This is a genomic window from Streptomyces sp. NPDC031210, from assembly GCF_055570395.1.
The window spans coordinates 45,732-69,311 of sequence record NZ_JBVIHH010000025.1 but is presented as its reverse complement, the minus strand read 5'-3'; the positions used below and the strand labels follow the sequence as shown (position 1 = coordinate 69,311).

The following is a 23,580-nucleotide window of genomic DNA, read 5'->3' as shown; positions in this document are numbered from 1 at the left end:
TACGCAGCCGCCAACTCACCAACCGAATGCCCCGCAACAAAATCAGCCCGCAACCCCCACGACTCCACCAACCGAAACAAACCCACCTCAACCGCAAACAACGCCGGCTGAGCAAACTCCGTACGCTCCAAAACCCCCTCAGCACCCAACCCCTCCGCAAACATCACCTCACGAAGCGACCCACCCAACACCCCATCAAAAACCCCACACACCTCATCCACAGCCGCAGCAAAAACCGGAAACGCCCCATACAAAACACGCCCCATACCCACCCGCTGCGAACCCTGACCAGAAAACAAAAACCCAACCCGACCAGCGTTATCAGCCACCCGACCCTCGATCGCGGCGGGCGACACCCGACCCTGGGACACCGTGTCGAGCCCGCGCAGAAGTGCGTCGGTGTCCTCGCCGAGCACCACCGCCCGGTGAGCGAACGCGGTACGGGACGTCGCCAGCGTCAGCGCCACATCGGCCGGGTCCGTCTCCGGCCGGTCCGCCACGAACGACCGCAGTCGCTCCGCCTGCGCCCGCAGGGCGGTCGTGTTCCTGCCCGACAGCACCCACGCCAGAGACCCGGCGCCGCCCTCGGAGCCAGAGTCAGCTCCGGAGTCAGAGCCGGCGCCAGAGCCAGGCCGGCCGCGCTCACCATCGCCGGCACCGCCCTCCCCGCTCCGCGCACCCGCAGGCGCCCCCTCCACCACCACATGGCAGTTGGTGCCTCCCATGCCGAACGAGCTGACGCCGGCCAGCGGCAGCGCGCCGGCCCGCACGGCGGGCCAGTCGGTCAGGGACCGCTGTACTCGCAGGTTCCACTCGTCCAGGGCGATGCGGGGGTTCGGCCGCTCGTAATTGAGGCTGGCCGGGATCTGCCCGTTCCGCATCGACAGGGCCACCTTCAGCAGCCCCACGATGCCCGCGGCGCCCTCCAGGTGGCCGACGTTGGTCTTGGCCGAGCCGACGGTCACGGGCAGTTCGCGGCCGTCCGCCGTGCCCAGGACCGCGCCGAGCGCGGAGGCCTCGATGGGATCCCCCACCTTGGTCCCGGTGCCGTGCAGTTCGACGTACTGCACCTGCGCGGGGTCGGCGCCGGCCGCCTCGTAGGCGAGCCGCAGCACCTCCTGCTGGGCCTGCGGGTTCGGCACGGTGAGGCCGTCGGTGGCGCCGTCGTTGTTCATCGCGCTGCCGCGAATGACGCAGTAGACGGGGTCGCCGTCCGCCAGCGCCCGCGCGAGCGGCTTCAGCAGTACGGCGCCGCCGCCCTCGCCCCGTACATATCCGTTCGCCCGCTCGTCGAATGTGTAGCAGCGGCCGTCGGGAGAGAGGCCGCCGAACCGCTCCGCGCCGAAGGCGCTTTCCGGGACGATATTGAGGTTCACGCCGCCCGCGATGGCGAGTTCGCTCGCACCGCTGCGAAGGCTTTCGCACGCCAGATGCACGGCGGTGAGGCCGGATGACTGGGCGGTGTCGACGGTGAGGCTGGGGCCGCGCAGTCCGAGTGTGTAGGAGACGCGGTTGGCGATGATGCTGCGGTGCAGGCCGGTCACCGAATGCTGGGTAACGGCGGAAAGTCCGCGCCGGTGCAGCAGCGTCGCGTAGTCGTCCCAAATGGCCCCGAAAAAGACTCCGCCCCGCGTGCCGCGCACACTTTCCGGAAGAATTCCGGCGTCCTCGAAGGCTTCCCAGGCGAGTTCGAGCACAAGCCGCTGCTGCGGGTCCATCATCACGGCTTCCCGGGGGGAGACGCCGAAGAACTCGGCGTCGAACCCGTCGACCCGGTCGAGAAAGGCCCCGTGCCGGGCCGGCCCCGTCAAGGCATCCGCGGCCCAGCGGTCGCGGGGCACCTCGCCGACCGCGCTGCGCCCTTCCTTGAGCAGTTGCCAAAAGGCCTGCGGGTCCGGCGCCTGGGGAAGTCGGCAGGATATTCCGACAACGGCGATTGCCCCCTCGGAAATCGGACCGTACTCAGTGACGCCACCGGGAACAAACGACATGGATCCCAACCCTCGCTCTTCGCAGGCCCTTACAGCACACGAAGGGATATCGAGGGGATTGCTCAGGAGCGGTGCCCCCCGAAAACCCCATACCGCACATGCACCACTCGGCGTCAACAGTAGGGGAGGGATCCCCCCTTCCCACACCCCTATCGCCCCCTGCTCCCCCCTACCTCAGACCCCTACCTCAGAGGGGCTTCCGCACCCCCTACCCGCCTCCCCGGGGAGCCCCTCAATGGCAATGCGTCATCAATGGAATAGCGGCAGCACCCGGGAGAGGGGGACCCGATTGAGAACGCCCCGGCATTAAAGCGGACGCTCGGTCGGTGGCGGTGGCGGTGGCGGCCAACTCTGAGCGTGCGCCGACGGTCCCCCCGCCGCGTAGGCGGCCATCCGCCGGCTGATGACCTTGCACGAGGGCCGCTGGACGAAGGTTCCCGTCAACCGGCGGCCCTTCTTGTCCCCATCGGTCCAGTGACGTGGACGGCGTGCCGGTCTGCCCCTGATCCGCAGGCCCGCCGGGTCACCTCACCGAGCGGCGGAGCCGACCGTCAGCCGCCGCTTGTCTGGGAGAGGCCCTTGCGCAGGTCTTCGACGTTCATGACAGGCGCATAGGTGATCTTGGCTTCGAACTGTGAGAAGAAGGGTTCGGACAGCTTCGGCATCTGCGAGGGGTCCTGAAGGTCGAAGACGATGAACGCGGTGCGGACACCCTCCTGCGTCGTGAAGTAAGCCGCCTCCGGATTCAGGGTTTTCAGCGCCGACTCCATGGTCTTCCCCAGGCTCCCGTCCTTGTACGCCTTGTTGCCGGCCGCGGTGTCGATCTGCATCTTCAAGAGCATGCGCATCCGAATCACTCCTCCGGTGGACCGGGCCGGGCGCACCTGTGCGCTCGGGTGGGACCCGATCCGCCTGGTGTTCAGCGTCTTCCGGGGCGGGGGGAGGCGCCACCGGGACGCGGCCGTCCGGTTGGTCACCGGTGCCGGCGGTGTACCCGGGCGAGGAGGAGGACGGTGTCGTCGGCCGGGGAGCTCGGTACGAGGCGGGCGAGGATCTGGTCCGCGGCGTCCTCCAACGAGTCGGCGGCTCGGCGCAGTTCCGCGCGGAGGGCGTCCAGTCCCTCGTCGATGTCGTGGCCTCGTGCCTCGATGAGGCCGTCGGTGTAGAGGGCGAGGGTGGCGTCGTCGGGCAGGGCGATCTCCGTCGTACGGAAGGGAGAGCCTCCGACGCCGAGGGGGACGCCGAGAACCTCGTCGATGAGCTCGGTCCGGCCGTCCGGGTGGAGGACGACGGGCGGCGGGTGGCCGGCGCTGGCGATGCGGGTGCGTCCGGTGGTGGGGTCGTAGCGGATGTAGAGGCAGGTCGCGAGTTCGATGCCCGCCTCTTGGGCGCAGCGGTCGAGTTCGGCGAGCAGCTCGTCGGGTTCCTGGTCGTGCCGGGCGAGCGTCTTGGCGGTGATGCGCAGCCTGCCCATGTCGGCGGCGGCGGAGACGCCGTGTCCCATGACGTCGCCGACGACGAGGGCGACCCGGTGGTCGGGGAGGGCGATCACGTCGTACCAGTCGCCGCCGACCTCGGTGGCACGACTGCCGGGCAGGTAGCGGTGCGCGATGCGCAGGTACGGGCTGGTCGCCAGGGAGCTGGGGAGGAGGGCGCGTTGGAGGGTGAGGGCGATGTTCCTCTCGCGGCTGTACAGACGCGCGTTGTCCAGGCACAGCGCGGCCCGGGAGGCGAGCTCGCCGGCCAGGCCGAGGTCCTGTTCGGTGAATGCCGGCCTGGCCGCGGACCGGCCGAAGATGGCGATGCCCTGGACCGTTCCCCGGGCGATGAGCGGGGCGAGGAGGAGACAGACCAGACCGCTGTCGGCCATCAGCCGGGCGCGCGCCGGGTCCAGCATGGTCCGCACCATGAATTCCTCGTTGACCGGTACGGAGATCGGGCGGCCGGTGCGCAGCATCTTGTGGATGGCGGAGCCCGGTGGGTGGTGCACGACGTCCCGTCGGCTGACGAGTTCCGTCGCGGGCGGGGGCAGGACGGTGCCGGAGGCGATGCGGCGGGTGATGACCGGCAGCGCGGGGTCGAAGGGCTCGAGCTCGTCCATCCACTGCACGAGCTCGACGACGGCTCCGTCGGAGAAGTCCGGCACCGCGGCCTCGACCAGTTCCCGGGCGGTGGCCTCCACGTCCAAGGTGGTGCCGATCCGGCCGGCGGCGCGGTTCAGGAGCGCCAGCCGCTGGCGGGTGGCGCTCGCCTCCACGAGGGCCTGCTCCCGGTCGGTCACGTCGACCACCAGCCCGCCCAGTCCCGGGCGGGTGCCGACCGCCTGGGTGAGGGGGAAGAAGCTCACCGACAGGACCTTGTCCCGGTCCGGATGGCCTCGGGTGCGCACCCCCACCAGCACGCCCGTGACGGGCTTGCCGTCCGCGGCGACGGCGCGCAGCAGGCGCTCGTATTCACCGCCGTCCGAGGTGGTCATGGTGTCGGTGAGGTGCCGTCCGAGGTGTTCTTCGATGGGGAGCCCGTTGATGTCGGCGAGCGCCTGGTTGAGGTGGAGGTAGCGCAGGTCCTCGTCGAGCATGACCAGCCCGATCGGGCAGGTTTCGAAGAGGGAGTCGAGGAAGGCGAGGTTGGTCTTCACCCGGTCCAGTTCGTCGCCGCGGCTCGCCAGGCCCATGAGCACCGAGCGTCCCGCCATGCCGGTGACCGGGAAGACGCGGAAGCCGCAGCCGAAGACCGTGCCGTCCTGGTGCCTGGCGAAGAGGCGGCCCCGCCAGTAGCCCAGGGTCCGGCCGCGCTCGGCCATGCGGGAGCAGGCGTCGGGGCCGCCTCGGGGGGAGTCGGGGAAGAGGAGGGCGCCGGGTTTGCTCAGCGCGTCCGTGGCGCGGTAGCCGAAGAGGTCCTGGGCGCCGGGGCCCCAGTAGGAGATCCGGTTGTCGTCATCGAGGCCGAACACGGCGACGGCGACGTGTTCCAGCAGTGATCCGGGCTCGGACCAGAGCGGGCCACGGCCCTTTTCGTCGCTCGGCCGATCTGGGGGCACCCGGCTTTCCCTTCCACCCGCCGCGCACAGTGGCTTGTCTGCCCTCCGGAGGGCAGGGCGGCTCTCTCAATTCTGCGCTTTTCCCGCAGCCGCGGATATTCGGGGCGGAGCGGGGTTCGCCGGGCGGAGGCGTGACGCGCGGCAGGGCGGGTGCCGGAGGCCGCCCACCAGGGGCGATACACGCCTCTATCCCTTCAATGTATACGTCGCCTGTAGAGTTCCGGCATGTCTCTTGATCTCGGCTCCGGGTTGGCCGCCGTTACGGGATGGAGGGGCGCTCCGGCCCCGGGCGGAGCGCGTCGGACGCCGGGTTGGGTGATAGCCGGCGCGCCCGCGCTGCTGGCGCTCGCGCTGGGCCTGTGGGGCCTGTCCCGCCAGGGCGCCATATGGCGGGATGAGGCCGCGACGTGGGAGGCGGCCGAGCGGTCCGTACCCGAGATCTGGCACATGATCGGGCAGGTGGACGTCGTCCACGGGCTCTACTACCTGCTGATCCACACCCTCTTCGAAGTCTTCGGGGCGGATCTGGCGGCGCTGCGGCTGCCGTCGGTGCTGGGCATCGTGGTCGCCGCGGCGGTCACCGCGGCGACCGGCCGCCGGCTCGCCGGGCCCCTGGGCGGCCTCGCGGCGGGGCTGGTGACGGCCCTGCTTCCGGTGATGCAGCGGTACGCGCAGGAGGGGCGCTCCTACGCGCTGGTGACGGCGGGGGTGGTGGTGGCGACGTGGCTCCTGGTGGGTGCCGTGTGCCCGGCGGGGCCCGAGACGTCGCGGGAAGGCGGCGGGCGGCGGGCGGCGTGGGGGTGGCGCTGGGGCTGCTACGCGGCGGTCATGCTCACGACCGCACTGCTCAACTGGCTGTCGCTCCTGGCGCTGGCGGCCCACGGCGTGACCGTTCTGATCGCCTGGCGCGCCGGCCAACGTCCGTTGTGCGTACGGTGGTTGGTGGCGTCCGCGGTGATCGTGTCGGGGGCCGCGCCTCTCATATTCGCCAGCCGTCCGCAGGCGGGCCAGGTGGCGTGGATAGAGCCCGCTTCGGCCGTCACCTTGCTGGGGGTGACGGTGCTGCTGCTGGTGGGCCTGATATGTGCCCGAATACCGCGGCGCGAGCGGACGGTGCTCTCGCCGGTGTCGGTGGGGCTGCCGCTGATCGCCGTCCCGCAGCTCGCGTTGCTGCTGGCCTCCTGGCTCATCGAGCCGCTCTACGTCGACCGCTACGTGCTGTTCGTCTACATCGGGGTGGCGCTGCTGGTGGGCCCCGCCCTCGTGTGGGCGGTGCGGGCGGTTCTGGCGTACGGCCGGGCCCGGGGCCGGGCCTGGGGGCGGATGCGGGCGAGGACGCTGCTCGCCGGGGTGGTGTCCTTCGCGTTCGTCGCGCTGCTGCCCCTGGAGCTGAGCCTGCGGGCCCCGACGAGCCGGACGGACGACGTGCGGGTGACGGCGGACAAGGTCGCGGCGCTCGCCCGGCCGGGGGACGGCGTCGTGTTCATTCCCGACCAGCGGCGGGATGCCGCGCTCGTCACGCCCTCCTCGTTCGGCGGACTCGACGATCTGGCGCTCGTGGAGGACCCGGTGGCCTCCGGGACTCTGTACGGCGTCGAGGCCCCGCCCGCACGTATCCGGGCCGCCATGCTGGCTCACCGGCGCCTCGTCGTCGTCAGCGACCCCGACTCCGAGCCGGCACCGACCGCGCCCCGCGATCTGACCAAACTCGCCGTCCTCGCACGGCACTTCACCCTCACCACCGCCACGGAGACCGGGGGGCGCCGGGTGTTGGTGTACGAGCGGACGGGGTGACGCACCGGACTGTCGCCGCGATGGCCGGGTCGTGCCGGGCCGCCGGTCCGGAGATTCCGCTCTCCACCGCGCGATATACGCCGACAGGGCGGGGGAATGCGATCAGGCGAGGCCGCGACGGACAATTATCCGATCGCTTCAACTGCTGTCGGGGAACAGGGCTTTCTGCTGAAGCGGAAGGGCGGTGGCGAAAGCTCCGCGCTCTCCGGACAGGATACTCTCGACACGCATTCCGGGGGCCGGGGGCGGAAGCGTTTCGACCGCGTGATCCTGCTCGGTGGTGCCTTTACCGCGCCGTTCGCCGCAGTGGTCCGCGAGAACGCTCGTGGCCAGGTGCCGCAGGACGTCGGTGTGCGCGATCAATGCCTTACGGGCGTGCTCGTCGGTGGGGTCCGTGAGCAGAATGCGGGCGGCGGTGTTCATCGCGCGCAGCCGCGAACGCTGGACTTTGCGCTGCGCCCGGGGCAGGGAGCGCCAGGCGAAGTTGCCGATCGTGACGGTGCGCCACAGTTCGTCGCGCCGCGGATCGCCACCGTAGAACCGCAGTCCGTGGCGTCCCACGAGCCAGTAGGAGAGGATCAGGCACACGGCCAGCGCGGCGTCGAAGACCAGCCACGGCTCGGCCAGATACCCGCCGCCCAGAACGGCCACGGTGAGCGCCGCGACACCCGCGCCGCCCGCGCCGAAGACGGCCGAGGCGATCAGCGTGAAGAAAGCCAGCGTCGGGATGAGTCCGATGCCGTTCTCGTTTTCCATGCACAACAAGCCCCGCCAATGAGGCGCCAGATAGCGAGCCAATCGGGCGATTCTTGGTGCGGGCTCTGCAATGACGATTCCCTGTGCCCAGCTCACGGCCACCGACGGTCATTCCTTCGAACGTTTGCTGCACTGGTCTCCATGTTTCCTAAACGAGCCCGAGACCGTAAAGGAGTTGCTTATACCCTCGAATGGCCGCTCCGCCGGTGGCAGCCGCCCAGCTCGCCACCGGCGCGGGCCCGGCACCGGTTTCCCGACGGCCCGCATCGCAACGGCCTTGCGGGGCACGCGAGTACGACAGGCGTATGAGAGCGACAGTCGACGAACGCCGTCGACGCCGTCCCCCATGTCGCAGCAACGAGCATCGACCGCGCGCACCACAGAGAACGGAGACCCTCATGGACTGGCGCCATCACGCCGCCTGTCGTGACGAAGACCCCGACCTGTTCTTCCCCATCGGCACCAGCGGCCCGGCACTGCTCCAGACCGAGGAGGCCAAGACCCTCTGCCACCGTTGCCCGGTCATGGACGAGTGTCTGGAATGGGCGCTGGAATCCGGTCAGGAATACGGAGTGTGGGGTGGCCTGAGCGAGGACGAGCGGCGCGCCTTGAAGCGGCGCAGGACCCGCGGCCGGGCCCGCCGGGCTTCCCACTAGCCCGGGGGCCCGCCCGCACTGTCCACGTCGCTGTCCGGTCGCTGTCAGGTGGTGGAGGCGGGGACGAGGACGCTTTCGCCGCCGAGGGAGCGGGTCGTCGTCTCGCGGTTCATGGCCAGTTTTCCGGCGGGCCAGAGTGCGACGAGGTCGTTCTGGCGGCCGTCGGCGCCGCCGAAGGAGCCGGCGGTGGCGAGGAGGGCGGAGCGCCAGGCCGATTTCGCGGGGCGGAGCCGGCGTTCGGCCCGCAGGCCGTTGGCGGCGATGTTCTCGTAGACGGTGACCTCGCCGTCCGCCCAGCGGACGAACAGGTCCTGATCGCCGGTGGTCGTACGGAAGTCGCCGGTGGCGAGGTTGCGGGCCTTCGGCCACGTCACGTTGCGCTTGCCGAGCCGCTTTTCGGTGTGCGTGCCCTTGCCGTCGACGTTCGGGTAGAGGGTGACCTCACCGTCGGACCAGCGCACCACGAGGTCGTCGCTGCGGGTGTTGCCGCCGCCGAAGCGGCCGGCGGTGAGGGCGTCGGCGTGCGTCCAGGTGTCGTTGGGGCCCTTGAGCTGGATCTCGTTGCGGAGCTTGGTGGTTTCGTTGACGTCCTTGTAAAGGGTCAGCTTGCCGTTGGCCCAGCGGACGAGGAGGTCGTCGCCGCCGTTACCGGTGAAGTCGCCCGCCGTGAGGGCTTTCGCCTGCTTCCATGCCTCGTTCTTCTTGACGAGCTGGATGTCCTTGCCGAAGCCGTACCGGCCGTCGCCGGGGACGAGGGAGACCTCACCGTCGGACCAGCGCACCAGCAGATCGCTGGTGCGCTCGCGCACCGAGGTGCTGTGGAAACGGCCGGTGGTCATGAGGCCGGCGTGCTTCCAGGTCTCGCCGTCGCCGAGGGGATTGGCCTTGTCGGGCGCCGAGTTGTCCACGGCCTGGCGGTAGAGGCGGAAGACGTCCTCGTCGAATTGCGAGGTGTAGGAGGTGTGCTCGTAGAGGCCGCCGGTCTTGTAGCCGCCGATGATGCCGACGAGATCGCCGCGGCGGCCGTCGAAGTTCTCCAGGAAGGGGCCGCCGCTGACGCCGGAGCGGAAGCCGTCGCACTTGATTTGCATGAACCGGCCCTGGAAGGCGGTGGTGTCGTTGACGCATCCCAGCGGGGTCTTCTGTCCGCCGGGGTAACCGATCAGCGTCACGCCGGTGCGGGCCAGCTTCGTGGACGGTACGGCCGTCAGTCGGTTGCCGGTCCCGACGGCGTCCTCCAGGAGTTGGCCCGCGGAGTTGGGCCCGACGCGCAGGAAGGCGAAGTCCACGTCGTCACTGGGGGACGAGGACAGGTACCGGCTGTCGATCCAGAGCCTGCCCTCCTGCATCGGGAAGACGCCGTACGGCGTCTCGCCGGGCTGACCGGCGGAGGAAGTCCCGGCGCGGTAGCCGGGTACGAAGGCCACGCTCCGGTGGGTCCTGGCGCCCTTGAGGCAGTGCGCCGCCGTGATGACCAGGCTCTTGGTCGGCGAGGTCACGGCGTTGGCGGTGCAGAACTGGTTGGGGCCGGTCGATCCGTCATCGTTGCGGATCAGGAAGACGCCGACGGTGGGGATGCCCTCCTCGACCGTGTGGCTCGGCTCCCGGGGCGCGCGCTCAGGCTGCGCGAAGGGCGGCCGCTTCCGGTCCTGGCCCGGGTTCTCGCCTGCGCGGGGAGCGTCCATGGGGACCGCGGCGCGGATGCGGTCGGGGGTCCAGTAGTCCTCCGCCGCCCGCGCCGCGCGGATCTGCTGCGGCGTCACGCCCTTGGAGGGCTCCTTCGCCGTGTCCGAGGGGGGCGGCGTCGGCTCGCCGGCGGACGGTGCGGGTGCGGGCCGGTGGTCGCCCAGTGGCGAGGGGGTGCCCTCGGCGATGTGGGCGGCTCGGGCGGTGGGCGCCGTGGTGGGGACGGCGGTCGCCGGGGCGGCGAGTGCGAACGCCGCGCACAGGCCGAAGGCGGCGTAACGCACCCAGGGTATTCGTCTCATCAACTCGTCCAGTGAAGTGGTGTGGCATCGACCGATCAGTATCCAGGTCACCCGGCCGGGCCCCGACGGGGGCTACGCCCTGGTGGGGTGGGGCGACCTGACCTGAAGATGCGAGGAATGCGACAGATGACCTACAGTCGGCGAATGATCTTCATTGTCGTCAAGTTCCCCGTCAAGCCCGAACACGCCGAGCAGTGGCCGGCGCGGGTCGATGCTTTCACGAAGGCCACCCGGGCCGAGCCGGGCAATCTGTGGTTCGAGTGGTCGCGGAGCGTCGAGGACCCGAACACCTATGTCCTGGTCGAGGCGTTCCAGGACGACGCCGCCGAGGCGCATGTGAACTCCGACCACTTCCGGGACGCGATGGAGCGGATGCGTCCGCTGCTGCGCCACACGCCCGAGATCGTCAGCACCACGATCGAGGGCGCCAACGGCTGGAGTGCGATGGGTGAACTCACCATCGACTGACCCCCGTACGCGGCGCTTACGGCGATTACCACGGTTACAGGGGTTTCGTGGTTACCCTCCGACGCAACGGGCGGCCACCGCCGCCGCCCCGCGACGCAGCTCTCGCCCGCAAAGGAGCCCCCATGACCACCAGCACGGACCTGCTCGTCGACGCTTTCGGCCGGATCCGGGAAACCGTCGGCGAGGTGGTGAGCGGCCTCGGCGCGGACCAGCTCGGCACCCGGATCGCCAAGGACGCCAACTCGATCGCCTGGCTCGTGTGGCACCTCACCCGCATCCAGGACGATCACCTTGCCGGCGCGGCCGGCACGGAGCAGATCTGGACCGCACAGGGCTGGTTCGAGGACTTCGGGCTCCCGTTCCCGGCCGACGCGACCGGATACGGCCACTCCAGCAAGGACGTGGCGGCGGTACGCGAGGTGAGCGCACAACAGCTCGACGACTATCACGCGGCCGTGCACGAGAGCACGGTCGGCTATCTCACCAGCCTCTCCGACAAGGACCTGGCGCACGTCGTCGACCGGTCGTGGACGCCGCCCGTCACGCTGGGCGTCCGCCTCGTCAGCGTCGTCTCCGACGCTCTGCAGCACGTGGGACAGGCGGCCTTCGTCCGGGGCGTGCTCGAAGGAGGCCGGTAGCCCGGGCCGAGGGGCAGGCGTGACGCCGTGAGCGCCCTCCGGATGGGGACGAAGGGCGCGCGCGACTGCAGGGGGGTGGCAGGTGTGGGCCCGGGTCGTCGGGCCCGGGCCCACATGCCGTACGCCCTTGGCGGGGCTTAGAGGAGCCCGAGCAGGCCGAGGCCCAGGAGGCCGTCGCGGGTCTGCTCACGGCTGGTGTCGGCGGCCCCGGTGCTCTTGTCGGCCTTCTTGTCCTTCTTCGCCTTGCACTTGCACTCGCCACGCCGGTTGCTTTGAGCCTGGGACTGGACGCAGCGCTCCTGTTTGGCCGTGGCGGTCTGCGTGTCGCCGGGGGCGGCCGTGGCGGCACCCGCCATCGGCGCCACTACGGCGGCCACGGTGAGGCCGGCCACTGCGAGCCCATGAGGAATCGATCGGAACATTCTTCCACCTTCGCTTGGGTCGAGCAGAAAAAGAATATTCTCTGCAAACACGACAATAGGGTCGCAACCTCCGTCAGCCCCGCGACCCACCGGAAAGTCACTGGAACGCAGCAGACCGCGGCGCGTCGGCGCGCGGCGGCGCACGCCTGACGGTGCGCCACAGGCCGACTGCCTGTGGCGCACCGCCGTGTCCGATGCCTTCCGGCCGGGCCGGCCGCCGCCGGCTAGCCCTTGTTCTTGAAGGTGTCCTTGATCTTCTCCTTGGCCGCGCGCGCGGAACCCTTGCTCCGCTTCATCCGGCCTTCCGCGGCCATGGACTCGTCTCCGGCCGAACGGCCCGCGTCCCGCTTGAGGGCGCCCTTGAGCTCCTCCGCCTTCGCCCTGGCCTTCTCGCTCTTGCTCATCGTGCGATCCTCCCTGCCGGTCATCCGCGTGCTTACCGCTCCTCGTCCTCCTCCTCTTCGTATTCCGCTTCCTCGTCCTCGGCGCCGTAGGGGCCCTCGTCCTCGCCCTCGCCGTATCCCTCGTCCTCGTCGTAGTCCTCGTCCTCGTCGTACTCCTCGCCCTCGGCGTCCTCTCCCCTCGCCGCCCCTTCGCCGTTCTCCGTGTCCCCCTCGCCCCGCGCCTCCTCTTCCTCGACGGCCTCTTCGTGGCTGCGCACCACTTCCCCGTCGCGGATCTCACCGCGCCAGCCTTCCGGCTCCTCGTCGGTGAGGGTGACGTAGCGCTGGAAATTCTTGAAGTCCAGCCGCAGACGGCGCCCTTGGGCGCGCCAGAGGTTTCCGGTCTTCTCGAAGAATCCCGAGGCGTAGTACTCGACGACGAGAACGATGCGGGTCAGGTCGGGCGTCAGTTCGTGGAAACTGACCGCTCCCCGGGTGCTTCCCTTGGCTCCGTCGGACGTCCAGACGATCCGCTCGTCGGGCACCTGCTCCTGGACGGTCGCTTTCCAACCGCGGGTGGACGGGCCGACCTTGGCCTTCCAGTCGCTGTCCGTCTCGTCGGTCTTCGACACGTCGCGTACGCCCTTGGTGAAGCCGCTGAACTTCTCGTACTGCGTCCAGTGGTCGTACGCGGTCCGCACCGGCACCCCGACGTCGAGCACCTCGATGATGTTGGTGACCTTCTTGTCTCCCGCTTTTCGGCCCTGGCCGCCGCCGAAAGCCTCTTTCGCCTTCCCCACGACCGTGTCCTTGACCCCCTTCGCCTTCTCGGTGAGGGCCGCCTTGACCGGCGAATCACCCTTGAGGATGCGGGAGCCGATGTCGGGCAGCCGTCCGCCGTTCTCGGCGACGTCGGTGAGCTGGTCCGTCATCCCGCTCAGCTTGTCGCCGGCCTTTTCGGCGAGGTTCCCCACCCGCACCCCCAGGTAGTCGCCTATTTCCTCACGCAGCCGGTCGAGTCCCGCTCCCGCTGCGCCCGCGTTGTCCCGTCCCGTCTTGGCCATGACCGGCTACCTCCGGCGATCGGCGCGCGTCGCTGTGTTCTTGGCGGCGCTCTTCGAGGAGGCCGCCTTCTTCCCGGCTGCCGACTTCTCGGCCGGGGCCGACTTCTTGGCGGAAGCCGACTGCCGGGCGGCTCCCTTCTTGCCCGGAGCCTGCTTTCCGGGCGCCTGCTTTCCGGGGGCCTTGTCGCCGCCGGATTTCTTACCGGTCGCCTTGTTGCCCCCACCCCTCTTGCCCGGGGCGTTCTTGGCGTCCCGCTTCCCCTCCGCCGCTTTCCCCTCCGAGGCCGGCTTCTTCCCTGACCGCTTCCGGCCGCCTCGCTCCTCACCGCGCGGTTCCCCCGCCTCCTCGTCCTCCCCCTCGTCCTCCTCTTCCTCTTCTTCCTCCTCCGGTTCCTCCTCGTCTTCGTACTCGTCCTCGGTCTCGTCCTCCGCCTCCCCGCTCTCCAGGCGGAGCGTGCGGTCGTGGATCGAATCGGCGAGGGAGGTCAGACTGCGGTTCGCGGCGGCGCCGGCCGCCTTCCGGCCGGCGTCGAGGAGTTCTCCGCGCACCTGCTCGGTCAGGTCCGCGACCTGCGGTATCTCGCTGATCCTGCGCAGGCCGCCGGAGACGAGTTGGCCTGGTTGGAGGCCGCGTTGGCGTCCGGCGAGGTAGGTCGCCGCGGTGAGCGCGAGCCGGCCCTTCTTCGTACGGCCCAGAACGTAGCCGCCTGCCACGGCGGCGGCGAGCATGACCTTGTGCTCGTTCATGGGTACGTCACCTCTTCATCGACAAAGCGAGCGATCGGCGCCGGGCAGGCCGGTGCGACGGCAAGGTGGGCACGCGCGAGGGGGACGCGCCGACCTTGAGCCGTGCCGCAGACGTACCTGGCTGCCGGAGTCATCGCCGCCACCTACTACCTAGTGTGATCGCCCTCCCGGCATACGCATCCCGAGCGCGAATGCGCCGTGGGCGGGCCGCGTACGGCCGCCGGAAACGCGGCCGCCGGTGGCCTTCCGCTCCTGAGGAACGGAAGGCCACCGGCGGTGGTGCGGCGGCTCAGGCCCGGGGACGCGCCCTCTCCTGGAGGGGGCGCGGCCTCAGGTGGAGGGGAAGATGTCTCCGCTGCTCATGCCGCTCTGCTGCTCGCTCTGCTCCTGAAGCCGGCGGGCCTTCTGCTGGAGCCGCTCACGCTCATCGGGGTCGCCCGCGCGCTCCGCCGCCTCCTTCAGTTGCTTGGCCTTCTCGCGCATCTGCCGGGCACGCTCGCCTGGCTCGTCCGCAATGCTCATCGTCACTCCTTGGACTGGGGAAGAGCGGGTATCGGGTATTCCTCAGCGAACCAGGGCCGGTGCGGGGCGGCACCTCGAACGGTCACTGTCCGCGACGGCCCGCGGCGACTACCGCTGCGGCGGTTCGTCGCGGTGCATCCGCTCGAACTCTTCCTTCAGCCGCCTTCTGCGTTCCCAGCCGGACGTGCCCGTGCGTTTCTCCGACCGCTCCTGGCCCGTCGGCTCCTTGCCCGGGGCCGGTGCCTCCTTGGCCGCGTCCGATCCCTTGGGGTGGGATTCCCCGGGCGTCAGCAGTCTCTTGATCCTGTCGGCCATGTTCATGCGTCGCCTCCTCGCCGCATCGGCGACTGCCCTACCTCTTCAGGATCGGGGCCGTTCGGGTGATCCGCACCCGGGCCGCCCGGACGCCGGGCCCGGAAGCCGCTGGCTTGGGAGCGGATGGCTCGGGTAACAGGGATGAGCCGGTCGGCGGGCCGGCTGCCCGCCCGTCGTCACCGGCCGGGACAGTCCGCCAACCGTCGTCCGGAGCAGTCGTCCACCGACCGTCGTCCAGTCGGGCCCCGGCCCGGAGTCCCGACGAGAACAGGAGCAGCCTCCATGTATGACGCCACCCCGTCGCACCGCCCCGTGCTGGTAGGAGTCGAGGAAGGCAGCGGTCAGCGGGCCGTCGTACGGCATGCGGCACGCCACGCCGCGCTGCACGGCAGTCCGCTGCACCTCCTGCACGTCCTCGGCCGCGGCGGGCCGTCCGGAGCCGGGGCGGACGACAGGCCGGCGGCCGGCCTCACGGCGCTCGGCGCGGGCGTCCTCGAACCGCTGGCGGCCGGGGTCCGGCTGGAATTCCCCGAGCTGACGGTGACGACGGAGGCCGTGTCCGGCCGGCCCGCAGCGGTGCTCGTGGAGCGGTCCGCCCAGGCGGCGTCGCTGGTGCTCGGTCACCGTGGCAGCGGCGGATTCCCCCGGCTGCCGCTGGGGTCGGTCAGTTGGCAGGTGGCCACCCACGCGGACTGCCCGGTCCTCGTCATACGCCCCGGAGAGACCGGCGAGGACGGGGACGACCGGGGCGCGGCCCGCGTGGACGAGAACCGGGTCGTGGCCGGTGTCGACGTCTCCGACGTGTCGGCACAGGCCCTGGACGTGGCCTTCGCCGAGGCGGAGGCGCGCGGGGCGCGTCTGGAGCTGCTGTACGCCAACTTCCCCCTCGGCGAGCTGCCCACCGGGCCCGGCCTGGTGGCGCCGGATTTCGAGGCGCTCGACGGCGCCGCCCGCGAGATGCTGGAGGTGGAGGCGGCCAAGCGACGTGACCGCTACCCGGGCGTGCGGGTGGAGCCGCGGGTGGAGCGGGTCCGGCCGGCCACGATCCTGGCGGAGGCGTCGCGGCGCGCCGGGCTGCTGGTCGTCGGCTCCCATGGCCGTACGGGCCTGCGGCGGCTGATGCTCGGCTCGGTCAGCGGCGCGGCCCTGCACACCGCCGCCTGCCCCGTCCTGGTCGTCCCCACCGCGGACGGCGGCTGACGGCGGGCCGCCGGCCGTCCGCCCGTCTGGTGTGACCGGCGCCGTCCTGGGCACCCGCGAGGACAGCAGCACAAGGAACCCGACAAGGCAGCATGTCGCGGCGCCGTCGTGACAGCGGAACGGACGCACATGAGCAACGGATTCATGGGTCCGGAAGGCTACGGCCCGGACTCGTTCGGCGACTTTCTCTCGCGCTTCTTCGGCCGTGCTGCGGAAAGCCCCGGCGGTTCGAGGCCGATGCCGCGGCAGGCCGACATCGCCCGGCTGATGAGCGAACCGGCCCGCGATCTGGTCAGCTCGGCGGCCGCCTACGCGGCGGAGCACGGCAGTGCCGAACTGGGCACGGAGCATCTGCTGCGGGCCGCCCTGTCAGCCGAACCGACCCGCAGCCTGATGCGGCAGTCGGGCGCCGACCCCGACGCGCTGGCCGCCGAGATCGACCGCCGTGCCGGGAGCGGCCCGCAGCAGTCGCGGGTCGCCGTGACCCCGGCCGTCAAGCGGGCGCTGCTGGGTGCGCACGATCTGGCCCTGGGCACCGGCGCCTCGTACATCGGCCCGGAACACGTGCTGGGCGCGCTGGCCTCGAATCCGGACTCGGCGGCCGGCCGCATCCTGAACTTCATCCACTTCGATCCGCAGGCCGCCCCGCACGGCGCGCTCGGGCATCAGCCGACGCCCGCCGAGCCGCCGCCCCCGCCGCGGCACGACACTCCGACCCTCGACAAGTACAGCCGCGACCTGACCGACCTGGCGCGGGCGGGCCGGATCGACCCGGTCATCGGCCGCGACGAGCAGATCGAGCAGACGATCGAGGTGCTCTCGCGCCGGGGCAAGAACAATCCGGTGCTGGTCGGCGACGCGGGCGTGGGGAAGACCGCCATCGTGGAGGGCCTGGCCCAGCGGCTGGCGGACGGGGACGTGCCGGACACGCTCGCCGGGCGGCGGGTGGTGTCGCTGGACATGAGCGGCGTCGTCGCCGGCACCCGGTACCGCGGTGACTTCGAGGAGCGGCTGAACGGCATCATCGAAGAGGTCCGCGCGCACAGCGACAGCCTGATCGTCTTCATCGACGAGCTGCACACCGTCGTCGGCGCGGGCGGGAGCGGGTCGGAGGGCGGGTCGATGGAGGCCGGCAACATGCTCAAGCCCGCCCTGGCGCGCGGGGAGCTGCATGTCATCGGCGCCACGACCCTGGAGGAGTTCCGGCGCCACGTCGAGAAGGACGCCGCGCTCGCCCGCCGCTTCCAACCGATCCTGGTGCCCGAGCCGACCGTCTCCGACACCGTGCAGATCCTGCGCGGTCTCCAGGACCGCTACGAGGCCCACCACCAGGTGCGCTACACCGACGCGGCGCTGCTGGCGGCCGTCGAGCTGTCGGACCGCTACATCCCGCACCGTTTCCTGCCGGACAAGGCCATCGACCTGATCGACCAGGCCGGCGCCCGGGTCCGGTTGCGGTCGGGCACCAAGACCACCGACGTGCGCGACCTCGAACGCCAGGCGGAGCAGTTGGTGCGGGACAAGGACCAGGCGGTCGCGGCGGAGCAGTACGAGCGGGCCACCGAGCTGCGGGACCGGATCGCGGAGATCACCACGCGGATCGAGGCCGGTCAGGGCGAGCGGACGGGCGACGGCCAGGTCGTGGAGGTCACGGCGGAGGATGTCGCCGAGATCGTGTCGCGGCAGACGGGTGTGCCGGTCAGCAATCTGACGGAGGAGGAGAAGACCCGGCTGCTGGGGCTGGAGGAGCGGCTGCACAGCCGGGTGGTCGGGCAGGACGACGCCGTCACCGCGGTCTCCCAGGCGATCCTGCGGTCCCGGGCCGGGCTCGCCGATCCGCAGCGTCCCATCGGCAGTTTCCTCTTCCTCGGCCCGACCGGGGTGGGCAAGACGGAGCTGGCGCGGGCCCTGGCCGAGGCGCTGTTCGGCAGCGAGGAGCGCATGGTGCGGCTCGACATGAGCGAGTACCAGGAACGCCACACCGTCAGCCGGCTGGTCGGCGCGCCGCCCGGGTATGTCGGGCACGAGGACGCGGGCCAACTGACCGAGGCGGTGCGCCACCACCCGTATTCGCTGCTGCTGCTGGACGAGGTGGAAAAGGCCCACCCGGACGTCTTCAACATGCTGCTCCAGGTGCTCGACGACGGGCATCTGACCGATTCGCAGGGCCGCACGATCGACTTCAAGAACACGGTCATCGTGATGACGAGCAACCTCGGCTCCGAAGCCCTCAGCGGGGGCCGCGGAATCCTCGGATTCGGTCCGGGTGACGACTCGGGGACGGGCGAGGGCGCGCGGGACCGGGCGATGGGCGCCCTGCGCGAGCACTTCCGGCCCGAGTTCCTCAACCGGCTGGACGAGATCATCGTCTTCCGGCGGCTCGCCGACGACCAACTGCGGCAGATCACCGGCCTGCTGCTGGAGGGCACCAGCCGCCGGCTGCGCGCGCAGGACATCTCGATCGAGTTCACGCCGGAGGCGGTGGACTGGCTCACCCGGCGCGGCCACCAGCCCGAATACGGGGCACGGCCGCTGCGCCGCACCATCCAGCGGGAGGTGGACAACGCCCTGTCCCGGCTGCTGCTGGACGGTGCGCTGTCCCCCGGCGACCAGGTGTGCGCACAGGTGCGGGACGACCAGTTGGTGTTCCGCACCGGCGAGGAGAGCTGAGAGGGGCCTTATCCGTCCTTCGCGCTGCCGCGACACCTTCTGTGGCGCATGATGCACCTGGGAGGACATGACCGATGGAACCCCGCGGCCCGCGACGGACGTACCCAGGCCGCCACGAGTCGGCCGAGGAGCGGGCCGACCGGCGGTGGGCGGAGTTGCTCCAGGAGGTGCGCGTCACCCAGACCGGGGTGCAGATCCTCTTCGGCTTCCTGCTCACCGTGGTCTTCACGCCCCGGTTCGCCACGCTGCCGCCGTCCGACAAGACCATCTACGTCATCACGGTCATCCTGGGCGCCGCCACGACGGGCGCGCTGATCGGGCCGGTGACGTTCCACCGGCTGGTGACCGGGCGTCGGCTCAAGCCCGAGACGGTGGCCTGGGCGTCCCGTCTGACCGTCCTCGGCGTCGTCCTCCTCCTGGCCACCGTCACCTCGGCGCTCTTCCTCATCCTGCGGATCGCGCTGCACAACAGCGCCGTCCCGTGGGTGGTCGCCGGTGTCGTCGGCTGGTTCCTGCTCTGCTGGTTCGCACTGCCCGTCTGGGCCCGCCACCGGTACGGGTCGCGGCGCTGAGTGGCCCCGTCGGGCCGGTTCAGCGGCGACGGGGCAGCCGGTGCAGCTCCACCGCCGTGAGACGGCCCGCCGCCGCCTCGGCCGTCATGTACGTGCAGTGGGGCTGGCGCCGCCGGTCGGTGGGCGAGCCGGGGTTCAGCAGCCGCAGCCGGCCTTCGGCGAGGGAGTCCCAGGGGATGTGGCTGTGGCCGAACACCAGCACGTCGAGGTCGGGGAACCGCTCCGCGCAGCGGCGCTCGCGGTCCCGCGCCGGCCCGGTCTCGTGGACGACGCCCAGGCGCAGCCCCTCCAGTTCGGCGTACGCCACCTCGGGCAGCCGGGTCCGCAGGTCGGGCCCGTCGTTGTTGCCGTACACGCCGACCAGCCGCCGGGCGCGGTCCTCCAGCAGGTCCAGGGTGGCGGTGTCGACCCAGTCGCCCGCGTGGACGACGACGTCGGCGCGTGCCACCTCGTCGAGGAGTTGTGCGGGCAGGGCCTTGGCGCGGGTGGGCAGATGGGTGTCGGACATCAGCAGAAGTCGCACGGGCTTCAGCACGGGGTGAGGGTCACGACCAGGACGTCGCGCCGGGCGGGCGCGCCGGGGTCGCGCGGGCGGAGGGGGGAGACGCCGTGCAGGGTGCGGCGGTCGTCGCCCAGGAGGAGGGTGCCGGGTTCGCTGAGCGTCGTCGTCATCACGTGGCCGCCGTCCAGGCCGGACACCGTGCTCTGCCCGCCGGTGGCGTTGTGCCGGTCGACCAGGAGGGAGGAGACGAGCGTGACGCCGTCGCGGTGCATGCCCTCCGGGGTGGGCTCGCCCGCGTCGTCGGTGGATGCCAGGACGCGGAAGGGGTGCACCTTGGCGTTCCAGCGGGCGGTGTCGTCCAGGGCGGTCGCGGTGCGTCCCAGCAGGGACAGGAGACAGAGCAGGAGCGGGTCCGCGGCGAAGGTGTCGGTCAGCGGCTCGAAGCGGCGGTCGACGTCGATGTAGAGGGGGTTGGTGTTGTCCGGCTGGACGAAGGGGAGGTGCGGCAGGCGCCGGATCTTGCCGGTGGCGGGCGCGTAGGAGAACTGGCCGTAGCGGCGCAGCCGGCGGGTGCCGCGCTCGGCGGCATACGGGTCCGGCTCCAGCGCGTCCCAGTGTGCGGCGAAGCGGGCCCAGCGGTCGGCGTCGGCGCCGACGCACGACCACACGGCGTCGGGCGGCATGAGATACGCCCCGGCCGAGCGCAGCGCGCGCCGGGCGGCCGCCACCGGTGCGGTGTGCGCGGTGGCCGCCACGGGGGCGGTGTCCGTCGTCCTGCCGTAGCCACCGGCCGCCTCGTCCACGCGGGATCCCGCCTCTCTTGCTCGGTGCGGAGCTGTCACCTACGCGTTCCATCCTCGGACGGCCGGGAAACGACCGCATCCCATGACGGACCCAGGTCGGGAGGGCCTAGCGTGGAGGGATGGATGAGAGGGACGAGAGGGGCGAGAGGGGGCCGGGCAGCGAGGACGTCGGGTTTCCGGCCTTTCACGCGTCGCGCTGCGGGACGCTGGCGGAGCTCGACGCGCGCGTGGTGCGGTGCCGGGCCTGTCCCCGGCTGGTGGCGTGGCGGGAGGAGACCGCCGCGACCCGGCGGGCGGCGTTCCGGGACTGGGATTACTGGGCGAGGCCGGTTCCGGGCTTCGGGCCGCCGGACGCGGCGCTGGCCATCGTGGGGCTGGCGCCGGCCGCGCACGGCGGCAACCGGACCGGCCGCATGTTCACCGGGGACGCCTCCGGCGACTTCCTGTTCGCGGCGCTGCACGCCGTCGGCCTCGCCTCCCGGCCGACGGCGACGCACCGGGGCGACGGGCTGGAGCTGTACGGGGTGCGGGTCACCGCGCCGGTCCACTGCGCTCCGCCGCAGAACAAGCCCACGCCCGGCGAACGCGACACCTGCCGGCCGTGGCTGGCGGCGGAACTGGAGCTGCTCAGCCCCGCCCTGCGGACGGTGGTCGTGCTGGGCGGCTTCGGCTGGCAGGCGCTGATGCCGGTGCTCGGCGAGGCCGGGTGGCACATCCCGCGCCCCCGGCCCGTCTTCGGTCACGGTGCGCTGCTGACGCTGCCCGCCACGGACACCCGGCCGGAGCTGCGGGTGGTGGGGAGTTACCACCCCAGCCAGCGCAACACCTTCACCGGCCTGCTCACGTTCGCCATGTTCGTGGACCTGCTCGGCGGCGCCGCGCGGCTCGCGGGGCTGGAGGGACGCGGCCCCGCCGGCTGAGCGGGGACCGGCATCGCGGTCGCGGGCCCCGGGCCTACATGTGGTCGCGCGGCACCGTCTCGTTCCAACTGCGGGAGAACACCCGCCGGTCGTTCTCGTAGCCGTCCAGGGTGGCGTCGACGAAGAAGGTGTCCTCGTCGCAGCGGAGCTCGGTGTGGGTGACGACCCGGACGTCCCAGTCGTCGCGCCGGAACCGCATGGTCCAGGTCGACTCGCCGCGGGGGGAGGTGAAGTCGTCGGCGGTGGAGGTGTAGCGCTCGTAGGCGCGGCGGGCCACATCGAGGGCGATGTCCTCGAAGCGGACCGTGCCGCGGTCCTTCACGATCTCCAACTCGGCGTGGTAGTCGGTCAGTTCACGCTTGACCTCCCAGCGTTCCTCCGGCGGCGTGAGCCGGGTGGCCTCGGCGAACGGTGCGCCCTCCGGCTCGTCGAAGGGGCGCGGCGGCACCTCGTCCGGCTCCCGGGTGGGCCGTACCGGCAGGGTCAGGGCGCTGGTGCTCTGGTAGACGCTCAGCCGGACCGGTTTGGGCGGCGGCCAGGCGAGCGGCCAGTACGAGGTGGACAGGGACAGCCGGATGCGGTGGCCGGGCGGGAACGCCTGTGCCACGCCGTTGAGTCGGACGGTGGCGCGGTAGCGGCGTCCGGGCTCCAGCGGCTCGGGTTCGTCGGCGCCGTCGCGCCGGGTGAGGTTCAGCAGTCCGTAGGTGACGCGGGTGGCGCGCCCGTCGGGGGCCACGTCGGACAGGCGGGCGGCGACCATCGCGACGGGTTCGCTGACCGACAGGTCCAGTTCGACGGTCGGTGAGCCGAGGATCTCCACCGGCTCGGTGAGTTCGCCGGTGTCGAAGACCATCGCCCCGCCGTCCTCCTCGCGCTGGTCGTACGGCAGGTCGGGGGGCGCGTTGTATGAGGCCCACTTGCCGGCGAACTGGCCGACGGACAGGGGGGATTGGACGGTCAGCGGCTCCTCGCCCGGTTCGGTGTCGCCGGGTGGGCCCTCACTGGGCGGGCCCTCACCGGGTGGGCCCTCACCGGGCGGGCGCTCGCCGGGGCGGACGAGGCGGTGCCGGACGAGCGGGTAGCGGACCGGTTCGATGTGCGGGGAGGGCCAGCCGGGTTCGCCGACCCAGCGGCCGGGCCGTTCCTCGTAGGAGGTGGAGGGCGGCACGCTGTCCTGCATCCAGGTGCGCAGCATCGGGCCGTCCATGACGCCGTTGTCGGCGCCCTTGAGCCAGTGGTCCCACCAGCGCACGACCTCTTGCAGATAGCCGATGGCGGGGCCGGGTTCGCCCAGGTGGGGGTACTTGTGCGACCAGGGGCCGATCAGTCCCTTGCGGGGGACGTCCAGATGGGACAGCAGGCGGGAGACGGCGTTGGAGTAGCCGTCGGCCCAGCCGCTGGAGGCGAGGACCGGGCAGCGCACGGCCTGGTAGTCCTCGCAGACCGAGGCGTGCCGCCAGTAGTCGTCGCGGCGCTGGTGGCGCAGCCATTCCAGGACCCAGGGGCGGGTGTTCTCCAGCCGCTCGTGCCACATCTCGCGCCACCGCTCGCCGACGATCGCCGGGTCGGGCGGGAGGGTGGCGTAGGCGAACATGGTGCCCGCTTCGGCGAGGTTGTCCGAGAGCAGGGTGCCGCCCATGTAGTGCATGTCGTCGTCGTAGCGGTCGTCGGTGAAGGAGGCGATGACGATGGCGCGCAGGCTCGGCGGCTGCCGGGCGGCGACCTGGAGGGCGGCGAAGGCGCCCCAGGAGATGCCCATCATGCCGGTGTTGCCGTCGCACCACGGCTGCTCGGCCAGCCAGGCGAGGACTTCTTCCGCGTCGCGCTGTTCCTGTTCCAGGTATTCGTCCCGCAGCACGCCTTCCGATTCGCCGGTGCCGCGCACGTCGACGCGGACGGCGGCATAGCCGTGGCCGGCGAGGTAGGGGTGGTGGATCGCGTCGCGTACGGAGGTCAGGTCGCGTTTGCGGTAGGGGATGTACTCCAGGACCGCGGGCACCGGTTGCCCGTCGGAGGACACCGGCCGCCAGATCCGCGCCGACAGCCGGGTGCCGTCGGACATCGGGATCGCGACGTGGGCTTCTTCCTTCGTCTCATGGGGCAGATCGCTGACGAAACGCATGCGAGGG

General features: G+C 71.3%; 22 protein-coding genes. 8 read left to right on the top strand and 14 right to left on the bottom strand.

What is annotated here, in order from left to right:
- The 3 genes from ACZ45Z_RS31540 to ACZ45Z_RS31530 form a co-directional block, all read right to left on the bottom strand.
- On the bottom strand, positions 1–1,991 hold a 1,991-nt coding region (locus ACZ45Z_RS31540), incomplete at its 3' end, for a type I polyketide synthase (RefSeq protein ID WP_468369761.1).
- 551 nt (positions 1,992–2,542) lie between these two features.
- Positions 2,543–2,821 (bottom strand): DUF3303 family protein, encoded by a 279-nt coding sequence (locus ACZ45Z_RS31535; RefSeq protein ID WP_468369758.1) that lies wholly within the window; start codon positions 2,819–2,821, stop codon positions 2,543–2,545.
- Between the two features lie 143 nt (positions 2,822–2,964).
- Positions 2,965–5,031: a SpoIIE family protein phosphatase gene (locus tag ACZ45Z_RS31530; RefSeq protein WP_468369756.1), complete on the bottom strand. Its 2,067-nt coding sequence runs from the start codon at positions 5,029–5,031 to the stop codon at positions 2,965–2,967.
- A gap of 315 nt (positions 5,032–5,346) precedes the next feature.
- Between ACZ45Z_RS31530 and ACZ45Z_RS31525 the strand changes: the two genes are divergently transcribed.
- Positions 5,347–6,825, top strand: coding sequence for a glycosyltransferase family 39 protein (locus tag ACZ45Z_RS31525; protein WP_468369753.1), 1,479 nt, complete (start codon positions 5,347–5,349; stop codon positions 6,823–6,825).
- Positions 6,826–6,963: 138 nt separating this feature from the next.
- On the opposite strand, the gene ACZ45Z_RS31520 is transcribed toward ACZ45Z_RS31525, so the two are convergent.
- The gene (locus ACZ45Z_RS31520; protein WP_468369750.1) at positions 6,964–7,683 is read right to left on the bottom strand and encodes a hypothetical protein; all 720 of its coding nucleotides are present in this window, start codon (positions 7,681–7,683) and stop codon (positions 6,964–6,966) included.
- Positions 7,684–7,979: 296 nt separating this feature from the next.
- Between ACZ45Z_RS31520 and ACZ45Z_RS31515 the strand changes: the two genes are divergently transcribed.
- Complete coding sequence (locus ACZ45Z_RS31515) at positions 7,980–8,237, top strand: WhiB family transcriptional regulator (RefSeq protein WP_468369748.1); 258 nt, start codon at positions 7,980–7,982, stop codon at positions 8,235–8,237.
- A 44-nt stretch (positions 8,238–8,281) separates the two neighbouring features.
- Here ACZ45Z_RS31515 and ACZ45Z_RS31510 read toward each other — a convergent pair whose 3' ends face one another.
- On the bottom strand, positions 8,282–10,225 hold the full coding sequence (locus ACZ45Z_RS31510) for a trypsin-like serine peptidase (protein WP_468369746.1): 1,944 nt from the start codon (positions 10,223–10,225) through the stop codon (positions 8,282–8,284).
- 144 nt (positions 10,226–10,369) lie between these two features.
- On the opposite strand from ACZ45Z_RS31510, the gene ACZ45Z_RS31505 reads away from it, so the two are divergent.
- Positions 10,370–10,693, top strand: coding sequence for a putative quinol monooxygenase (locus ACZ45Z_RS31505; protein WP_468369743.1), 324 nt, complete (start codon positions 10,370–10,372; stop codon positions 10,691–10,693).
- Between the two features lie 122 nt (positions 10,694–10,815).
- On the top strand, positions 10,816–11,331 hold the full coding sequence (locus tag ACZ45Z_RS31500; protein ID WP_468369740.1) for a mycothiol transferase: 516 nt from the start codon (positions 10,816–10,818) through the stop codon (positions 11,329–11,331).
- A 137-nt stretch (positions 11,332–11,468) separates the two neighbouring features.
- Here the strand turns inward: ACZ45Z_RS31500 and ACZ45Z_RS31495 are convergent, their stop codons facing one another.
- The 6 genes from ACZ45Z_RS31495 to ACZ45Z_RS31470 form a co-directional block, all read right to left on the bottom strand.
- The gene (locus ACZ45Z_RS31495) at positions 11,469–11,753 is read right to left on the bottom strand and encodes a hypothetical protein (RefSeq protein ID WP_468369738.1); all 285 of its coding nucleotides are present in this window, start codon (positions 11,751–11,753) and stop codon (positions 11,469–11,471) included.
- Between the two features lie 224 nt (positions 11,754–11,977).
- Positions 11,978–12,157: a CsbD family protein gene (locus tag ACZ45Z_RS31490; protein ID WP_468369735.1), complete on the bottom strand. Its 180-nt coding sequence runs from the start codon at positions 12,155–12,157 to the stop codon at positions 11,978–11,980.
- 32 nt (positions 12,158–12,189) lie between these two features.
- Positions 12,190–13,200 carry an SRPBCC family protein gene (locus tag ACZ45Z_RS31485; protein ID WP_468369732.1) on the bottom strand — a complete coding sequence of 337 codons (1,011 nt, stop codon included), beginning with the start codon at positions 13,198–13,200 and terminating at the stop codon, positions 12,190–12,192.
- 6 nt (positions 13,201–13,206) lie between these two features.
- Positions 13,207–13,947, bottom strand: coding sequence for a histone protein (locus ACZ45Z_RS31480; RefSeq protein ID WP_468369729.1), 741 nt, complete (start codon positions 13,945–13,947; stop codon positions 13,207–13,209).
- A 330-nt stretch (positions 13,948–14,277) separates the two neighbouring features.
- Complete coding sequence (locus tag ACZ45Z_RS31475; RefSeq protein ID WP_468369726.1) at positions 14,278–14,469, bottom strand: DUF6381 family protein; 192 nt, start codon at positions 14,467–14,469, stop codon at positions 14,278–14,280.
- 108 nt (positions 14,470–14,577) lie between these two features.
- On the bottom strand, positions 14,578–14,790 hold the full coding sequence (locus ACZ45Z_RS31470) for a hypothetical protein (RefSeq protein ID WP_468369723.1): 213 nt from the start codon (positions 14,788–14,790) through the stop codon (positions 14,578–14,580).
- A 276-nt stretch (positions 14,791–15,066) separates the two neighbouring features.
- Here ACZ45Z_RS31470 and ACZ45Z_RS31465 point away from each other — a divergent pair, with 276 nt between their 5' ends.
- The 3 genes from ACZ45Z_RS31465 (at position 15,067) to ACZ45Z_RS31455 (ending at position 19,226) form a co-directional block, all read left to right on the top strand.
- On the top strand, positions 15,067–15,984 hold the full coding sequence (locus ACZ45Z_RS31465) for a universal stress protein (RefSeq protein WP_468369720.1): 918 nt from the start codon (positions 15,067–15,069) through the stop codon (positions 15,982–15,984).
- Between the two features lie 129 nt (positions 15,985–16,113).
- Positions 16,114–18,654 carry an ATP-dependent Clp protease ATP-binding subunit gene (locus ACZ45Z_RS31460; RefSeq protein ID WP_468369718.1) on the top strand — a complete coding sequence of 847 codons (2,541 nt, stop codon included), beginning with the start codon at positions 16,114–16,116 and terminating at the stop codon, positions 18,652–18,654.
- A 74-nt stretch (positions 18,655–18,728) separates the two neighbouring features.
- Complete coding sequence (locus tag ACZ45Z_RS31455; protein ID WP_468369715.1) at positions 18,729–19,226, top strand: DUF6328 family protein; 498 nt, start codon at positions 18,729–18,731, stop codon at positions 19,224–19,226.
- Between the two features lie 19 nt (positions 19,227–19,245).
- Here the strand turns inward: ACZ45Z_RS31455 and ACZ45Z_RS31450 are convergent, their stop codons facing one another.
- Together ACZ45Z_RS31450 and ACZ45Z_RS31445 are read right to left on the bottom strand one after the other, a co-directional pair.
- Positions 19,246–19,749 (bottom strand): metallophosphoesterase family protein, encoded by a 504-nt coding sequence (locus tag ACZ45Z_RS31450; RefSeq protein WP_468369776.1) that lies wholly within the window; start codon positions 19,747–19,749, stop codon positions 19,246–19,248.
- 5 nt (positions 19,750–19,754) lie between these two features.
- Positions 19,755–20,531, bottom strand: coding sequence for a 2OG-Fe dioxygenase family protein (locus ACZ45Z_RS31445; protein WP_468369713.1), 777 nt, complete (start codon positions 20,529–20,531; stop codon positions 19,755–19,757).
- 119 nt (positions 20,532–20,650) lie between these two features.
- Between ACZ45Z_RS31445 and ACZ45Z_RS31440 the strand changes: the two genes are divergently transcribed.
- Positions 20,651–21,451, top strand: coding sequence for a uracil-DNA glycosylase (locus ACZ45Z_RS31440; RefSeq protein ID WP_468369711.1), 801 nt, complete (start codon positions 20,651–20,653; stop codon positions 21,449–21,451).
- A 34-nt stretch (positions 21,452–21,485) separates the two neighbouring features.
- Here ACZ45Z_RS31440 and ACZ45Z_RS31435 read toward each other — a convergent pair whose 3' ends face one another.
- Positions 21,486–23,573 carry a CocE/NonD family hydrolase gene (locus ACZ45Z_RS31435; RefSeq protein ID WP_468369708.1) on the bottom strand — a complete coding sequence of 696 codons (2,088 nt, stop codon included), beginning with the start codon at positions 23,571–23,573 and terminating at the stop codon, positions 21,486–21,488.
- Positions 23,574–23,580: the final 7 nt, after the last annotated feature.

What these genes read in the sequence shown, in the direction of transcription:
- ACZ45Z_RS31475 (WP_468369726.1), bottom strand. Translation starts at nt 14,469, where the DNA reads ATGAGCATTGCGGACGAGCCAGGCGAGCGTGCCCGGCAGATGCGCGAG.
- ACZ45Z_RS31490 (WP_468369735.1), bottom strand. Translation starts at nt 12,157, where the DNA reads ATGAGCAAGAGCGAGAAGGCCAGGGCGAAGGCGGAGGAGCTCAAGGGC.
- ACZ45Z_RS31535 (WP_468369758.1), bottom strand. Translation starts at nt 2,821, where the DNA reads ATGCAGATCGACACCGCGGCCGGCAACAAGGCGTACAAGGACGGGAGC.
- ACZ45Z_RS31515 (WP_468369748.1), top strand. Translation starts at nt 7,980, where the DNA reads ATGGACTGGCGCCATCACGCCGCCTGTCGTGACGAAGACCCCGACCTG.
- ACZ45Z_RS31495 (WP_468369738.1), bottom strand. Translation starts at nt 11,753, where the DNA reads ATGTTCCGATCGATTCCTCATGGGCTCGCAGTGGCCGGCCTCACCGTG.
- ACZ45Z_RS31435 (WP_468369708.1), bottom strand. Translation starts at nt 23,573, where the DNA reads ATGCGTTTCGTCAGCGATCTGCCCCATGAGACGAAGGAAGAAGCCCAC.
- ACZ45Z_RS31485 (WP_468369732.1), bottom strand. Translation starts at nt 13,200, where the DNA reads ATGGCCAAGACGGGACGGGACAACGCGGGCGCAGCGGGAGCGGGACTC.
- ACZ45Z_RS31440 (WP_468369711.1), top strand. Translation starts at nt 20,651, where the DNA reads ATGGATGAGAGGGACGAGAGGGGCGAGAGGGGGCCGGGCAGCGAGGAC.
- ACZ45Z_RS31470 (WP_468369723.1), bottom strand. Translation starts at nt 14,790, where the DNA reads ATGAACATGGCCGACAGGATCAAGAGACTGCTGACGCCCGGGGAATCC.
- ACZ45Z_RS31465 (WP_468369720.1), top strand. Translation starts at nt 15,067, where the DNA reads ATGTATGACGCCACCCCGTCGCACCGCCCCGTGCTGGTAGGAGTCGAG.
- ACZ45Z_RS31480 (WP_468369729.1), bottom strand. Translation starts at nt 13,947, where the DNA reads ATGAACGAGCACAAGGTCATGCTCGCCGCCGCCGTGGCAGGCGGCTAC.
- ACZ45Z_RS31510 (WP_468369746.1), bottom strand. Translation starts at nt 10,225, where the DNA reads ATGAGACGAATACCCTGGGTGCGTTACGCCGCCTTCGGCCTGTGCGCG.
- ACZ45Z_RS31455 (WP_468369715.1), top strand. Translation starts at nt 18,729, where the DNA reads ATGGAACCCCGCGGCCCGCGACGGACGTACCCAGGCCGCCACGAGTCG.
- ACZ45Z_RS31500 (WP_468369740.1), top strand. Translation starts at nt 10,816, where the DNA reads ATGACCACCAGCACGGACCTGCTCGTCGACGCTTTCGGCCGGATCCGG.
- ACZ45Z_RS31505 (WP_468369743.1), top strand. Translation starts at nt 10,370, where the DNA reads ATGATCTTCATTGTCGTCAAGTTCCCCGTCAAGCCCGAACACGCCGAG.
- ACZ45Z_RS31460 (WP_468369718.1), top strand. Translation starts at nt 16,114, where the DNA reads ATGAGCAACGGATTCATGGGTCCGGAAGGCTACGGCCCGGACTCGTTC.